The 15,225-nt window shown below is 42.0% G+C and carries 12 protein-coding genes; all 12 read right to left on the reverse strand.

What is annotated here, in order from left to right:
• Window positions 1-59: 59 nt before the first annotated feature.
• Complete coding sequence (rny, locus tag ACFVAD_RS06735; protein WP_239582705.1) at window positions 60-1,619, reverse strand: ribonuclease Y; 1,560 nt, start codon at window positions 1,617-1,619, stop codon at window positions 60-62.
• 364 nt (window positions 1,620-1,983) lie between these two features.
• Complete coding sequence (gene recA / locus ACFVAD_RS06740) at window positions 1,984-3,024, reverse strand: recombinase RecA (protein WP_386637390.1); 1,041 nt, start codon at window positions 3,022-3,024, stop codon at window positions 1,984-1,986.
• A gap of 242 nt (window positions 3,025-3,266) precedes the next feature.
• Window positions 3,267-4,517 carry a competence/damage-inducible protein A gene (locus tag ACFVAD_RS06745; RefSeq protein WP_386637392.1) on the reverse strand — a complete coding sequence of 417 codons (1,251 nt, stop codon included), beginning with the start codon at window positions 4,515-4,517 and terminating at the stop codon, window positions 3,267-3,269.
• A gap of 32 nt (window positions 4,518-4,549) precedes the next feature.
• Window positions 4,550-5,128, reverse strand: a complete 579-nt coding sequence (gene pgsA / locus ACFVAD_RS06750; RefSeq protein ID WP_386637394.1) for a CDP-diacylglycerol--glycerol-3-phosphate 3-phosphatidyltransferase — start codon at window positions 5,126-5,128, stop codon at window positions 4,550-4,552.
• Between the two features lie 109 nt (window positions 5,129-5,237).
• Entirely contained in the window at window positions 5,238-6,131 is an 894-nt protein-coding gene (locus ACFVAD_RS06755; protein ID WP_386637396.1) for a helix-turn-helix domain-containing protein, read from the reverse strand.
• Between the two features lie 22 nt (window positions 6,132-6,153).
• Entirely contained in the window at window positions 6,154-6,945 is a 792-nt protein-coding gene (locus ACFVAD_RS06760; RefSeq protein WP_386637398.1) for a DUF3388 domain-containing protein, read from the reverse strand.
• Between the two features lie 288 nt (window positions 6,946-7,233).
• Window positions 7,234-7,491 carry a DUF3243 domain-containing protein gene (locus ACFVAD_RS06765; RefSeq protein ID WP_386637400.1) on the reverse strand — a complete coding sequence of 86 codons (258 nt, stop codon included), beginning with the start codon at window positions 7,489-7,491 and terminating at the stop codon, window positions 7,234-7,236.
• Window positions 7,492-7,559: 68 nt separating this feature from the next.
• Window positions 7,560-8,276: an elongation factor P 5-aminopentanone reductase gene (gene ymfI, locus ACFVAD_RS06770; RefSeq protein WP_386637402.1), complete on the reverse strand. Its 717-nt coding sequence runs from the start codon at window positions 8,274-8,276 to the stop codon at window positions 7,560-7,562.
• Window positions 8,277-8,359: 83 nt separating this feature from the next.
• Window positions 8,360-9,643 carry an EF-P 5-aminopentanol modification-associated protein YfmH gene (gene yfmH, locus ACFVAD_RS06775; protein ID WP_386637404.1) on the reverse strand — a complete coding sequence of 428 codons (1,284 nt, stop codon included), beginning with the start codon at window positions 9,641-9,643 and terminating at the stop codon, window positions 8,360-8,362.
• On the reverse strand, window positions 9,644-10,921 hold the full coding sequence (gene yfmF, locus ACFVAD_RS06780) for an EF-P 5-aminopentanol modification-associated protein YfmF (protein WP_386637683.1): 1,278 nt from the start codon (window positions 10,919-10,921) through the stop codon (window positions 9,644-9,646).
• 483 nt (window positions 10,922-11,404) lie between these two features.
• Window positions 11,405-12,130, reverse strand: coding sequence for a GntR family transcriptional regulator (locus tag ACFVAD_RS06785; RefSeq protein WP_386637406.1), 726 nt, complete (start codon window positions 12,128-12,130; stop codon window positions 11,405-11,407).
• Between the two features lie 640 nt (window positions 12,131-12,770).
• The gene (locus ACFVAD_RS06790) at window positions 12,771-15,122 is read right to left on the reverse strand and encodes a DNA translocase FtsK (protein WP_386637408.1); all 2,352 of its coding nucleotides are present in this window, start codon (window positions 15,120-15,122) and stop codon (window positions 12,771-12,773) included.
• Window positions 15,123-15,225 lie beyond the last annotated feature (103 nt).

Raw genomic sequence — 15,225 nt, forward strand, 5'->3', positions numbered from 1 at the left:
CTTTCGTTGATAGGCAAACCACTTTAAAGACAAACAAAAAAAGTGGTGCGAGCACCACTTTACTTTGCGTATTCAACGGCTCTTGTTTCACGAATAACCGTTACCTTGATATGTCCTGGATAATCCAGTTCTTCCTCAATGCGTTTTCTGATGTCCCTTGCAAGACGATGCGCTTCCAGATCATCGATTGTATCAGGTTTAACCATGATACGCACTTCACGACCTGCTTGGATAGCAAAGGATTTCTCTACACCTTCGTAGGATTCTGAAATCTCTTCCAGTTTCTCTAAACGACGGATATAATTTTCGAGCGTTTCACTGCGTGCTCCCGGTCTTGCAGCTGATAGGGCATCGGCTGCTGCCACCAGTACCGCAATGATGGAAGTCGGTTCCGTATCTCCGTGGTGGGAAGCGATACTGTTGATAACAACAGGATGCTCCTTATACTTCGTAGCTAATTCTACTCCGATTTCCACGTGACTACCTTCGACTTCATGGTCAACCGCTTTCCCGATATCATGCAGCAATCCTGCACGACGAGCCAATGTTTCATCCTCGCCAAGCTCAGCTGCCATCAAACCGGATAAGAAGGCCACTTCCATCGAATGTTTCAGAACGTTCTGTCCATAACTTGTACGGAATTTCAATCGACCCAGGATTTTAATCAAATCAGGGTGTAATCCATGGACGCCGACCTCAAAAGTAGTCTGCTCACCCATTTCACGGATGTATTCATCCACTTCACGTCTCGATTTTTCAACCATTTCTTCAATACGCGCAGGGTGGATACGCCCATCCTGTACTAGCTTATCAAGGGCAATACGTGCTGTTTCACGACGGATCGGATCAAAACCAGATAATATTACAGCTTCTGGTGTGTCATCGATGATCAAGTCGATTCCAGTCAATGTTTCAAGAGTACGGATATTACGTCCTTCACGACCAATGATTCGACCTTTCATCTCATCATTAGGTAAGTTAACAACGGATACTGTCGTTTCTGCAACATGATCTGCTGCGCAACGTTGGACAGCTAAAGAAAGAATTTCTCTTGCCTTCTTATCCGCATCTTCTTTTGCTCTGTTTTCACTTTCCTTTACCATCAGAGCAATATCATGGGATAATTCGTTTTCAACACGGTCAATGATGATGTTTTTAGCTTCATCTCGTGTCAAAGCCGAAATGCGTTCTAGCTCTTCCTGCTGTTTACGCACTAATTGATCCACTTTGCTTTCTAATTCTTCAATATGCTGTTGTCTATCGTTTAAAGAATCTTCACGCCTTTCCAAAGCTACTTCACGTTTATCAAGCGATTCATCTTTTCGATCTAGATTCTCTTCTTTTTGCATTAAACGATTTTCTTGTTTTTGCAGTTCGTTTCTACGGTCACGAATTTCACGTTCAGCTTCTGTGCGAAGCTTGTGAATTTCGTCCTTAGCTTCTAATAGTGCTTCTTTCTTAAGTGATTCAGCTTCACGTTTCGATTCTTCCACAATCTGTTCAGCTGCACTCTTAGCGCCTAAAATCTTTTGCTCAGCAATAGATTTACGAACATAAAAGCCAACAACTACACCGACGAATAAGGCAAGCAAAGCGGAGATGATTGTTACAGTTTCCATTATTACACCTCCTCTTGCTATGAACTTTTTTCTTGCTAGATTTCATTGTCGGCATGTACATTGTTACAATGTGTGTCAACATACAGCTCAAAGGCTTTTTTAGCTTTTTTATAGCTCTAAAATTCTAACAAAATGTAAATTATACATACTAATTGTAAATCTGTGAAAATTTATTGTCAAGCCTGTCCTATCAAGCATTTTACCTTTTTGGCAAACTAATCCTATTTCAAACATTCAAAATAGGTATAACTTCATGGTTTTCGACCAAAAAAAAGTGCCGGACCGACTCTTCTCCAGCACAGTACCACTGTGCAAACAGGTACTGTGCAAGAAAAATCGATACAAGCACTTAACTAATCGAAAATTAAAAATCGAGAAGTTCCTCTTGGTCATTTTCCTCCGGAGGAGCTGTCAAATCTTTATCAAGACCATGGTGATCACGGATTAGTTGATAAATTTCTTGTCGCACTTCCTTGTTTTCCTTCAGGAACTGCTTGGCATTCTCACGGCCTTGGCCTAATCGTTCCTCATTATAGGAATACCAAGATCCACTTTTTTGTACGATATCCAGGTCAGAGCCCATGTCAATGACCTCTCCCTCTCTGGAGATCCCTTCTCCATACATGATATCCACTTCCGCCACCTTGAAAGGAGGGGCAATTTTATTTTTCACTACTTTAATTTTCGTTTTATTTCCGACAATGTCATGACCTTGCTTCAATTGCTCAGCACGACGAACCTCTAGACGTACGGAAGAATAGAATTTAAGCGCACGCCCGCCTGGTGTGGTTTCAGGGTTACCGAACATGACACCGACTTTTTCACGGATCTGGTTGATGAAGATCGCAATGGTTTTGGATTTATTGATTGCACCGGAAAGCTTACGAAGTGCTTGGGACATAAGTCGAGCCTGAAGACCAACATGGGAGTCTCCCATTTCCCCTTCAATTTCCGCTTTTGGAACTAGCGCTGCAACTGAATCGACTACTATGATATCAACAGCACCACTTCTTACAAGCGCCTCTGCAATTTCAAGGGCCTGTTCCCCGGTATCCGGCTGTGATAGAAGCAATTCATCTATATTTACACCCAATTTTTGCGCATATACAGGATCAAGTGCATGCTCGGCATCGATAAATGCTGCTTGTCCACCCTGCTGCTGTACCTCAGCGATTGCATGAAGGGCAACTGTTGTTTTACCTGAAGATTCGGGACCATAGATTTCCACTACTCTTCCTCGTGGATATCCGCCGGCACCCAATGCTACATCCAATGCAAGGGAGCCACTTGGCATTGTGGAGATTTTACGCTCCGCCTGTTCACCCAGCTTCATGATGGAACCTTTACCGAACTGTTTTTCTATTTGTTTTAATGCCATATCTAAAGCCGCTTTACGATCACTCATTCAATTTCCTCCTTTATATCTATGAAACTCAATAATTGATATCTATTAACTAATCTAACTATACCTCTTTTCAGTGTGTTTGGCAACCAAAAAACGAACATCCATTCGGTTTTTTTATAATTGAAAATAGATCAAAAATAACAATTTCCCTATACCGAATTGTACTTTTTATGAGAGCGGACCGACTTAAAAAACTTTTTTCGGTTTTTGTTTACTCCCTAAAACAAAAGCAGCTGAGGATATCAGCTGCTTTTGAATAATTCCTTTAACAGGAAATGACAACCATATTTCACTGTTCTTTGCCTGATGGAGTCCCTTCCACCAGCCAACAGGATAGAATGAACCACAGTTCTGCCACTTGGGAGGGCCAGACCAATAAATACGGTCCCTACCGGTTTCCCGTCCATAGTACCAGGTCCTGCAACTCCAGTGAAGCCGACTCCGATATCCGTCTTAAATAAGTCTTTCACACGTTCAGCCATTTCTGCAGCACACTCTTCACTAACCGCACCATACTGCTCCAGTGTTTGTTCGGAAACACCTAATACATTCTTTTTGATTTCGTTGGTGTAGCAAACAATACCGCCCTCTATCACCTCGGAGGCACCGGTAAAGGCAGTCATCTTTTCAGAGAACAGTCCTCCCGTCAAACTCTCAGCACTGCTGAGTGTATAGTTGGAATGCTGTATTTTCCCAAAAAGGACGGAAAAGATCGTATCTTCGTCGTAACCATAAAAGTGCTCGCCCACTCTGGACTGAATAAGTTTTTCCGTAACACTGATCAACCTATTCGCTTCTTCTTCCAAATGGTGCTTCGCCGTCAATCGCAAGGTTACTTCGTGGTCTCCTGCCAAAGGCGCAATAGTAGGATTTGTCTGCCGCTCAATCAAATCTTCGATGTCTGTTTCAAGCTGTGACTCACCAATTCCAAAAAAGCGCAGAACCTTTGAAACTATCTGTTCCTTCACACCAAGCTTTGAGAGGATAAATTCCCTTCCGTAGTTCAGGAACATTGGCTGCAGCTCTTTTGGAGGACCAGGCAGTAGCATATAAGTGTGATTTTGGCCGGTAAGAGCCATACCCGGCGCCATTCCGTAATCGTTCGGTAACACTGTAGATCCCTCTAGAACGATAGCCTGCTTTTTATTATTCTCACTCATCGTTCTTTTTGTTTTTTGATAGTAGGCTTCAATATTTGTTAATGCCTCATCATCCATTACAAGATCCTTTTGAAGAACCTTCGATATCGTTTCTTTGGTCAGGTCATCTTTGGTTGGTCCAAGTCCTCCAGTGAATATGAGAAGATCGGCCCGCTTTTTTGCGGTATGTATAGCTGTGGTCAGTCTATCAGGATTGTCCCCGACTACTGTATGAAAATAAACATTGATTCCAAGTTCCGCCAACTGCTTGGACAGAAATTGTGCGTTCGTGTTGCATATCTGCCCCAGAAGCAGCTCAGAACCTACAGCAATGATTTCTGCACTCCTAAACATGTCCTTCTCTCCCCTCTATCAAAATGAAGCTTTTATTTTGACCGAAGAATTGCATCTTTATTTTTATAGAAATAGTCCCACCCTGATACAAGGGTGAAAATCAGCGCAACCCAAAGTGCAATCGTGTCAAATGGTACGGAAATCATTTCAAATGGTATGTTATGTAATAATAATGCTGATACTGCAATAATTTGGGCCCAGGTTTTGATTTTTCCCAACATATTTGCTGCGACAACTTCCCCTTCCCCTGCTAACACAAGACGGAGACCTGTTACTGCAAACTCCCTGCTGATGATCAGGATGACGATCCAGGCCGGAGCCATCTGAAGTTCCACTAGAGCTATTAATGCTGCGGAAACAAGAAGCTTATCAGCTAACGGATCCAGGAATTTCCCTAGATTGGTCACAAGGTTAAGCTTCCTTGCATAATAGCCATCCACCCAATCAGTAACGGAGGCAATGATAAATATGAGGGCTCCGAATAGATGTGCATAGGGTATGGTTTCTTGTCCGATTGCCAGTTCTCCTAAATCTAAAGGCGCAAGCATTAATACCATGAATACTGGAATTAACACAATTCTTGAAACGGTAATTTTATTAGGTAAATTCACATTCATTCCTCCAACATTCAATATTGCTTTTCCAATATACATAAATATGGGTTGTTTGTCTAATCATATGAGATTAATGTGTACAAAAAAAGCCATCATGCCGATGACTTTATTGTTCTCCATTCTTTACAAATTTAATAGTGAATGTCTGTGTAGTTTTCTGATCTGTCGGAAATGGAAACACGAATGGCTTTCCATTAATCTTTATATCTGTCTCAAAAGTCCTACCCACTTTAAAACTAACTTCTGTTTCATTTGACAAATCAATTTTTTTGGCCCCGTCTTCTTTTTTCACCAGACCATAAAGAAAATTTTTACCTTTTTCATTATCGATTTCAATCCATGTTTCACCTGGAGATGTTAGTTCCACAAAAAATTGATCCGTACCACTCAATTCCAAAGTAGCATTTGAGCCGCTCTTTTCTAGCTCCTTCAACGTTCCAGCAGCCGGAGTTTCCTCTTCAGCCGGTTTCTCATCTTCAGCAGGATCCTTCTCTTCCTCAACCGGTGCCGTTTCCTCTTCTTCAGGCTCGGCATCTTGATTAGGAGCATCTATTTCTGCAGGCTGCGTATCCCGTGCAGCTTGATCTGCATCATTTCCTTCTCCACCTGACAGGCTGATGACAACCGTATAAACAATGGCGCATATTGCTACAATTGCTAAAATTGTAAATAGAATAGGCAGGAATTTCCAGGACTTGGTGCTTTTTGCAGGCACTTGTTTTCGCGTTTTCACACGGGAAAGCTGCGGTAAATCCTCTTTCTCTTTTACAGGTATATCATTTTTGTATTCTTCAAATATTTCTTCCGGATCGAGTCCGACCGCCTCGGCATACTGTTTGATGAATGCACGGGCATAGAATTGGCCAGGCATAATGGAATAGTTTCCTTCTTCCACACCTATCAAGTACCTTTTTTGAATCTTTGTTGTCGTTTGTAGATCCTCTAGGGACATCTTTTTTGCTTCACGTTCCTGCTTCAGTCTGTTTCCGAGTTCTGTCACTACCTAACACCTTCCAACATTATTAAAAATCAAAGCCTCCAAAAGGATTATCTTCGAACATATTATTGGATTGCACAACTTCGTAAGTTATTTCTTCGTCCTCCGAATTTCTCAATTCAATAATATAGTCAAAATCATCAAGTTTATATTCTGTATTTTGCACGAAAACATCAGGATGTTCAACCACTTTCACTGCAGATAATCTCATAATTTCCCGTATCAGCTGCCAATGCTTTTCATTTGCTCTTTTCGTAGAAACAATTCCATCAATAATAAAGAGGTTGTCCTCACTATATTCATCTTCAATCAACTGACTGCGAATCGTTTGTTTTAGCAGGGTGCTGGAAACAAATAGCCAACGTTTATTTGCACAAACGCTTGAGGCAACGATGGATTCGGTTTTCCCTACCCTTGGCATTCCCCTGATTCCAATCAGTTTATGCCCTTCCTGCTTGAACAGCTCTGCTAAAAAGTCAACTAGTAAGCCCAAGTCTTCCCTTACAAAGCGGAAAGTTTTTTTGTCGTCTGCATCTCGTTGTATGTATCTTCCATGTCTAACAGCCAGACGATCACGAAGTTTTGGCTCTCGAAGCTTTGTTACTGTTATATTATCCATTGTATTCAGGATAGATTCAAGACGGACTATTTGCTCATTTGTATCGCTTAACAAAAGCATGCCCCGTCTCGAGTCATCCACTCCATTGATTGTTACGATATTTATGGAGAGCATTCCGAGTAAAGACGCTATATCTCCAAGAAGACCTGGCCTGTTAATATGTATCTGGTATTCTAAATACCACTCTTTTTTCTCCATCAAACCACTCCCGTCCATCAAAACGTTACGTTCACCATTATAACTTCTATAATAGCTAATAATAAGTAAATTAGAAAGTAATTCCTGTATTATGAATAAAAATTTGATATACCCGTCAAATTGCGTTCGGGAGGAAAATTTGTTTTTCGGGCGATAATCCAGGGATATCGGGCGCAAATTCAAAATTTCGGGCGGAATGGGCTATTCAAGGCCCAACCGATTTCAGAAATTGTTTATCTACAAAAAGTACCGTAAATGTGCAAAAAAAAAGAGAGGAATTAGCCTCTCTTAGTGTGAACCGTCATTTTGAACAAGCTTTACCATCATGTTAGCAATGGCATGCTGCTCTTCCGGGCTTGCCACTTTCCATAGGTCTGCCAATACGCGTTCCTGCGGATTTTTTGCTTCCACTTCTTGGGCAAGGTAGTCTCCGATTTCATATGCAAGCTGTGAAATGGCACCGTGATCCATTCCTTCGTGCTCTGCATGATTCAGGCGATCACCTAAAAACCCTTTCCATTGATCCCAATTATCCAACACTGACATAATTAACTCCTCCTTCCACATATGTTCAAGAGTTAGTATGTCTTGCAGGAGAAAAAATATGCATATTCTTAATTCCATCCTCCATTAACGCCTAAAATTTGTCCCGTTATGTAGGAAGCTTTATCAGAAACCAGGAAAGAAACAGAGTTGGCAATTTCAGAAGGATCGGCAAGTCTGCCCATCGGGATATCTTCTGCCATGGCATCCTTTTCCTCCTTTGAAAAATGGTGTAGCATCTTTGTATTTACTGCACCGGGAGCAATGGCATTTACTCGGATTCCGCTTAAAGCCACTTCCTTGGCCAATGCCATGACAAAGGAATTTTGAGCGCCTTTGGTCATGGAATACAGCACTTCACATGATGCTCCAATTTCTCCCCAGATAGAAGAGATGACCACTATGTTACCTGCCTTTTTTCTGATCATATCAGGAAGGAACAACTGGATAGTTGAATATAACGATGTTATGTTAAGTTGTATCATATTCATTTTTGTTGTTTCATCAATATCTGTCATAAGGCCGTAAAAGGCCGACCCGGCATTATAAATGATGCAATCCAGCTTGTCAGCTATTTCATTCTTTAATAGACCTACTCCATCCTTACTTGCCAAATCGGCTTGTATGGCTACAAGTTGATCACTCCCAAATCTCCTTTCCATCTGGTCGACTGCACGCCGATCCCGATTATAATGAAGATAGGTAAAATACCCTTCTTCCAATAGATTTTCAGCAATCGCTTTACCAATATCCCCACTTGCCCCAATAATCAATGCTCTTTTTTGCAATAGATTCACCTTCATAACTTAAAATTCGATTAAAGGAAAGAAGTCGACTCAACCGTACTTTTGCACAGTTGAATCGACCTGTTTTATTTCGGCACTACCTGACAAACGGTGAAAGCCTCTTCTTTAATAAGGGCTTTCGCCACGTCAGAGAGATCCTGTAATGTGATTTTTTCCAACTGAGGGATTACCTCGAATAGATCCATTTCATTGAATGCATACCTTGTGAACTGGTTGGCAATGAACTCTGGTGAATTTAATGCCCTCAGGAAGGATCCAATTTTCTTTTTCTTTATCCGTTCCAATTCATCCTCTTTAATGGAGGAAGGATCTAAGGACAGCAGAATCTCTTTCAGCTTTTCAGCAAGCTTATCCGGATTGGCTGTATCTCCGCCAAGCATGGCAAAACCAAATCCATTCTCTCCTGTGTAGTCATAGGCGAACGTTTCGTCGATAAGACCGTCGTCGTAAAGCTTTTGATAGTGATCGGAACTTTTTCCAAACAGAAGATCCAATAGCACATTGACAGTTAGTTCGTGCTTCAGGAGCTCCTCACCTTGTTTATCGGGAGTTGACTCCTTGATTCCAAGTAAGCTTTTGGAAGTATGGACATTCATTTTCAGCACTTTCTTCGCCTCGTGTACGGTGGTAGGCTCCTCTTCGAAATGCCTTTTTATTTCCTTTGGCTCCTTGAATGTTTTCTTACTTTGATTTTCTTTTATAAATTGCATCATTTTTTCCGTATCCATTGGTCCGACAACAAATAACAGCATATTGCTTGGATGATAGAACGTTTCATAGCAGGTATACAACAGATCCTTCGTGATTTTTGCAATGGATTCTTTTGTACCTGCAATGTCAATCTTCACTGGATGATGATGGAACATGCTTTCAATCAAGCCGAAGTAGGCACGCCAGTCTGCGTTATCCTCATACATGGTGATTTCTTGTCCGATGATCCCCTTTTCTTTCTCCACAGTTTTTTCTGTAAAGTATGGACTCTGAACAAAGTCCATCAATGTTTCCAGATTTTTTTCAACATTTGATGTACTGGAGAATAGATAGGCTGTTCTGGTAAATGAGGTGAAGGCATTGGCCGATGCACCCTGCTTACTGAAATCCTGGAAAACATCTCCGTCTTCTTTTTCAAACAGCTTGTGCTCGAGAAAGTGTGCGATTCCATCAGGTACATGCAAGTACTCGTCTCCGTCAATAGGGATGAACTGATTGTCGATCGAACCATACTTGGTTGTAAAGGTGGCATAGGTTTTGTGGAAGCCATCTTTAGGCAATAGGTAAACCTGAAGTCCATTATCCAAGGTTTCATGATATAAGGTTTCTGCCAGTTGGCTGAATTCTATTTTCTCCATTTATTCTGCCTCCTTTCCCGTTAAAAAGTAGATTGTATCCAGTTCGACCTGCTTGGCAACCTGCTGGATCTCTTCCTTGGTGACCTTTTCGATACCTTCGAGGAAAAGGTCTACCGGTTTATCAGCTTCCGCAACTTCATTATTATAGAGAACCTCGATTAATCCCCGTGCAGTATCAATTGTCTCGAGCACTTGATTTTTAATGACAGCTTTTGTCTGTGCGATTTCTGCATCGGTATATTCACCTTGCCTCATCGCCTCCACTTGCTTATGAATAATGTTGACCGCTTTATCATAATTTGAGAAATCAATGCCGGACATTACAAGAAGCAACCCTTTATGGCTTTCAACCCTTGACGCAGCGTAGTATGCAAGGCTTTCTTTTTCCCTCACATTGATGAATAGCTTGGAGTGGGAAAAACCTCCGAATATCCCATTGAAGACTTGCAGGGCATAGTATAGATCATCATTGAACGTTACATTTGTCCGATAGCCCATATTAAGCTTTCCTTGTTTCACATCTTGGCGTTCCACCACCTCATTCGGCTCTTTGGAAAGCTTTGGATGCTCAGTAATTACAGAAGATTTTTTTTCTCCTTGATCCTCGATGGTGAAATATTTCTCAACAAAAGCCTTTACTTCCGATTCTTTAATATCTCCGACTACATATAGATGGATATCATCGTTTTTTAGCATTTGTTGGTAATACTCATAAAGGGATTGAGCAGTTATACCATCCACCTGTTCGCTTTGGCCATTTGCTTGTAGGCGATACGGCTCATCACTGCACATTTCTTCTATCAACCTTTGGCTTGCGTATCTCATCTTATCGTCATAAACAGATTGAATTCTTTGTTTTAAGGCTCTTTTTTCTTTTTCTACAGTGGCTTGAGCGAAGGAATCGCCTTCAACAACCGGCTGGAGGAGAACCTCACTAAGAAGCTGAATGCCTTTTTCCAACAGAGGAGTTGTATCCTTTAGGAACTTTTCATTCGCAATTTCCAAACGAAAAGTGATGATGTGTGACTCCCCTTTTTTGCTCAAATCCACCGCCAGGCTTGCACCGTAAAGTTCATCGAGATATCCACGGAAATGCGAAGACTTGGGATGAGATTTTGTGCCATTTTGAAGCACATAAGGCAGCAGCGCTCGGAGAGTGACATCTTCCTCGGAAAGTGGTGCCATCAATTTAAGGACCAGCGTATTTGTTTTAAATTTATCTGTTGATACATTATGAACTTTCACCCCATTGAGGGAAAATGTTCGTTCATCGATCAGCTTCAAGATATCTCCTCCTTAGATTGTATAATAATTTCACATCTTAACTTTCCACATAGCAGGCAGGTTTTCAATTTTCGCATAGTATTCATTACTATTTCAAACAAGTCAGTACTATTCTTTCATTATTTCATGAAAAATAGTCTTAGTTCCAATATAAAGGTTTATTAGAAAGTATTACAAGTTTTAGTGAGAGGTTTTTGTTCATTTTATTTACATAATATTATTATGGTTAATTTATGAAAAAACGTGTTAAAAGACCGCTGATGATTTCCTCAAAAGGCTGCGCTTTCCGCGGGGCGATGCTGGAGCCTCCTCAGGCTTCGCCTTGCGGGGTCTCCAGCGTACCGCTAAATCCCGCAGGAGTATCCGCCTTTTGCTCCAATCATCAGCTAGCGTTGTGCTATATTCAAAACTCTTCGTTTACCGAACCTTAAAAAAGAAAAGTGACCCCCATTTTGGAAGTCACTTTGTGTGCGGTGATTATGGACGTTTTCTTAGGACGTGGAAGCTGAATTTATCCGCTCTGAAATAATTCAAGGAATAGAGAATCGGTTCATCGTTTTGATCGTAGTGCATCTGTTTTAGCACTAATAATGCAGTCTCCGGTTCGCACTCGAGAATTGGAGAGATTTTATCATGGTAGCCTAATGGTTCAATGTGGGCCACTGCATAGGAGACGGTTCTGCCCGCAACTTTTTCCAATAGCTCAAGCAATGACTCATTTTTGTAAGATTGGTAGTCTTCCACAATCGTTGTAGGGATTTTATCGATACAGTAAACCACTGGCAGGTCGTTCGCTGTTCTTACCCGTTCAAAATGCAAAAGCTCCTCCATGGAAGGATCATCGAATTTCTTGATGTCCTCTTCCGTTGGACTTTCAATGGTGGACGTCAGGAAAATCGTGCCCGCTTTCATGCCGGCTTGTGAGATCATTTCCGTCACACTGTTCAATTGCTCAATTCCTGAAGAGAAAACCGGCTTGGAATTGACAAATGTCCCCACTCCATGACGCCGGATAACGATATTCTCCTCTTCGAGAACTCGAAGCGCTTCCCTGAGAGTGGCGCGGCTGACACCTAATCGGCGTGACAGCTCAAATTCGGAAGGCAGCTTTTCTTTTTCCTTATATATTTTATCCTCGATATCCTGTTTTAATTTATCTACCACTAGTAAGTATAAATGCCTACTGTCTGACCGAATTGACATAATTCTTCCCCCATTAACCGTTTACAAAACAATTTATATATGCCCTTTTATCCAAAATAATATAACACTTTTCTCCCGTAAAATAAATAGAAAATAAAGTATTTGAAAATAAAATTAGTCTCTTTTAATCAAAATTGTTTCTTTAAGCATAGAGCTGGACTAAAGATAAGATGTCCACATTAAACGCCCTGTTGGTCTCCGTTCCAGGCGTTCGCTTATCCTAAGGCGGCCTCGGGAGCCTCCTCGGCGCTTTTGCGCTGCGGGGTCTCCCTTGACACGCTGCTCCCGCAGGAGTCTCACGCCTTGCACTCCAACCAACAGGGGTGAATCATAGTATATAATTTGCTTCTTTAAAGTTTGAAAATCGGCATTGTCTAATTTTTTTACTTCAGTAGAGCAAACAATGTAAAGAAACTGAGTTGATTGTAGCGGAGGACACTTGACTCCTGCGGGAAAGTAGAGGGCATGGGAGACCCCACAGGCGAAGCCGAGGAGGCTCCCATCCGTCCCCGGCGAATCTTGTGTCCGCAGCGGAAATCAACGGGCAACATTTAATGGTTACATTTTATCTTTATAACAGCAATGAATGCGAAAACAGCATAAAATTAAGAGGATAACAGAAAACTGTTATCCTCCATTCTTATGATCCAACGTCTTCGCTGTGGGAATTGGACATTAAGACGTTCCTTGGCTTACTGCCTTCATAAGGGCCAACAACCCCTCTGACTTCCATCGCGTCAATAAGGCGTGCCGCTCTTGTATATCCAATCCTGAAGCGTCTCTGAAGCATGGATACCGAAGCTGTTTGCATTTCAAGGACAAGCTGAACCGCATCATCATACAGATCATCTTCCACTGCTTCCACCTCTTCATTGATATCCTGAGGAATCATCTCCTCTTGGTACTGTGCCTTTTGCTGGTCAATGACAAAGTCTACTATACGTTCCACTTCCTCATCCGACAGGAAGGCACCTTGCACCCTGACAGGCTTGGATGCACCTACAGGAAGGAATAGCATATCACCGCGTCCCAACAGCTTTTCTGCACCACCCATATCAAGAATGGTCCTGGAGTCTGTCTGGGAGGATACACTGAAGGCTATTCTTGAAGGAATGTTCGCCTTGATGACCCCTGTAATGACATCAACGGAAGGTCGCTGGGTTGCGATGATCAAGTGAATCCCTGCAGCACGAGCCATCTGTGCAAGCCTTGTGATGCAATCCTCCACATCGGAGGAGGCAACCATCATGAGATCAGCCAACTCGTCCACAATTACAACGATATATGGAAGGGAAGGCTGCTTTGCCTCTTCATCCTGGTTATGCCTCTTGATATAATCATTGTAACCTTCGATATTTCTCGTACCCGTATGGGAAAACAATTCATATCTTCGTTCCATTTCATTTACGACCTTTTTCAGGGCCTGTGATGCTTTTTTAGGATCTGTCACTACAGGCGCTAGCAAATGCGGTACACCATTGTACATGTTTAGTTCTACCATTTTAGGGTCGATCATCATCATTTTTACTTCATGCGGCTTCGCCCGTACAAGAATACTTGTGATGATGCCATTTATACAGACACTTTTTCCGCTTCCGGTCGCACCAGCAACAAGTAGATGCGGCATTTTGTTCAATTCCGCCACTACAGCATCCCCGGAGATATCCCTTCCAAGCCCGATAAGCAGCTTGGCATCCGGCTTTTCAGCCTGTTTTGTATCCAATACCTCCCGAAGTGAAACCATAGCCACTTCGTTGTTAGGCACTTCAATTCCAATCGCCGACTTCCCAGGGATCGGTGCTTCTATACGAATATCCTTTGCAGCCAACGCAAGTGCCAGGTCATCACTTAAGTTCACAATCTTGCTGACTTTCACACCCACATCAGGGTACACTTCGTATTTGGTGACGGCAGGTCCTAAATGGACTTTTGTGACCTTCGCCTTTACCCCGAAGCTTGCGAATGTTTTTTCAAGCTTACGGGCGTTCTGATAGATATTTTCATGCTCCGTAGTCTGATGATTGGTAATAGGTTCGTTCAATAGATCCAAGGGAGGTAGCTGGTATTCCTTGTTCTCCACTTCCGTGAATGCCATCGGAGCTGCAATTGATACATCCAGTTCCTCCTCTGGTTCCACTTCAGACTTACCTTCAGCAGCGGACTTCGGCTTCTTTGTACCTTCCCCTTTTTGCATATGTTCAGACCGATCATTGAAGGAGGAAATGATCGGTGGGGCAATTACTTCGTCTCCCGGCTCCTCTATTACTACCACTTCTTCTTTTAATGTAGGTTTCACTTCCGGATCTTTTTGAGCTTTTACGGATTGTTTTTCTTTTTTTCGTTTCTTGCTGTCCGTTCTCCACACCTTCATATCTTCTGTAAAGGCCAACCACTGTTCTTTTGTAAAAGTAAAAAGTCCCACTGCCACTTTGATGACTGTATCGTTCAATGATTTGCCTGTAACGAGGATAATTCCGATCACAATAAAGATTGTTGCTATCCATTGTGCACCTTTTGCCTCAAATAGTAGGTGAAATAGTGCAAAGAGAACTGCTCCAATCATGCCTCCGCCCAAATCGGTTGTACTGGTTTCCCCATTCACTTCAAACCAGAATAATTCCCATGTATTTGCAATAACAGAAGGATCTGCAAATGTTCCTCCTCTGGATAACATTTTGAATAAAGAGACGTGACTCAATAGGAGTACCGACATGATGATGACATATATACCTACCAACTGCCTTGTGAAAAAGGGTGGCAGATCTCGCTTCCAGATTATATAGCCTGATAGAATCAACAAGCCAAGCAGCATGAGCATATACCATTCTCCGCTAAAGAAGCGGAATACCAAAACAAAGGCATGCCCTACCATACCCAGTTTGGCTATGGCAATACATGTTACGGCAAGCATTAACAGGCCAATCACCTCAAAGGTGACCGTTCTTTTCCATTCATTTCGATTTTTACTCGGTCTTTTTTTCCGCTTTGACATTTTATTCACCTATCTAACACCATAATGAGAAGAAGAAAGCAGCCAACAAAAATGGCTGCTTTTTCCTCTGATGCTTGTATTATATCATAAGCCATTCTTCTTG

This window comes from Sutcliffiella sp. NPDC057660, from assembly GCF_042800035.1.
Taxonomy (GTDB): domain Bacteria; phylum Bacillota; class Bacilli; order Bacillales; family Bacillaceae_I; genus Sutcliffiella_A.

Coding starts and splice junctions, on each gene's coding strand:
- ACFVAD_RS06765 (WP_386637400.1), bottom strand. CDS start 7,491: ATGTCAGTGTTGGATAATTGGGATCAATGGAAAGGGTTTTTAGGTGAT.
- rny (WP_239582705.1), bottom strand. CDS start 1,619: ATGGAAACTGTAACAATCATCTCCGCTTTGCTTGCCTTATTCGTCGGT.
- ACFVAD_RS06760 (WP_386637398.1), bottom strand. CDS start 6,945: ATGGAGAAAAAAGAGTGGTATTTAGAATACCAGATACATATTAACAGG.
- ACFVAD_RS06790 (WP_386637408.1), bottom strand. CDS start 15,122: ATGTCAAAGCGGAAAAAAAGACCGAGTAAAAATCGAAATGAATGGAAA.
- yfmH (WP_386637404.1), bottom strand. CDS start 9,643: ATGGAGAAAATAGAATTCAGCCAACTGGCAGAAACCTTATATCATGAA.
- ACFVAD_RS06785 (WP_386637406.1), bottom strand. CDS start 12,130: ATGTCAATTCGGTCAGACAGTAGGCATTTATACTTACTAGTGGTAGAT.
- ACFVAD_RS06745 (WP_386637392.1), bottom strand. CDS start 4,517: ATGTTTAGGAGTGCAGAAATCATTGCTGTAGGTTCTGAGCTGCTTCTG.
- recA (WP_386637390.1), bottom strand. CDS start 3,024: ATGAGTGATCGTAAAGCGGCTTTAGATATGGCATTAAAACAAATAGAA.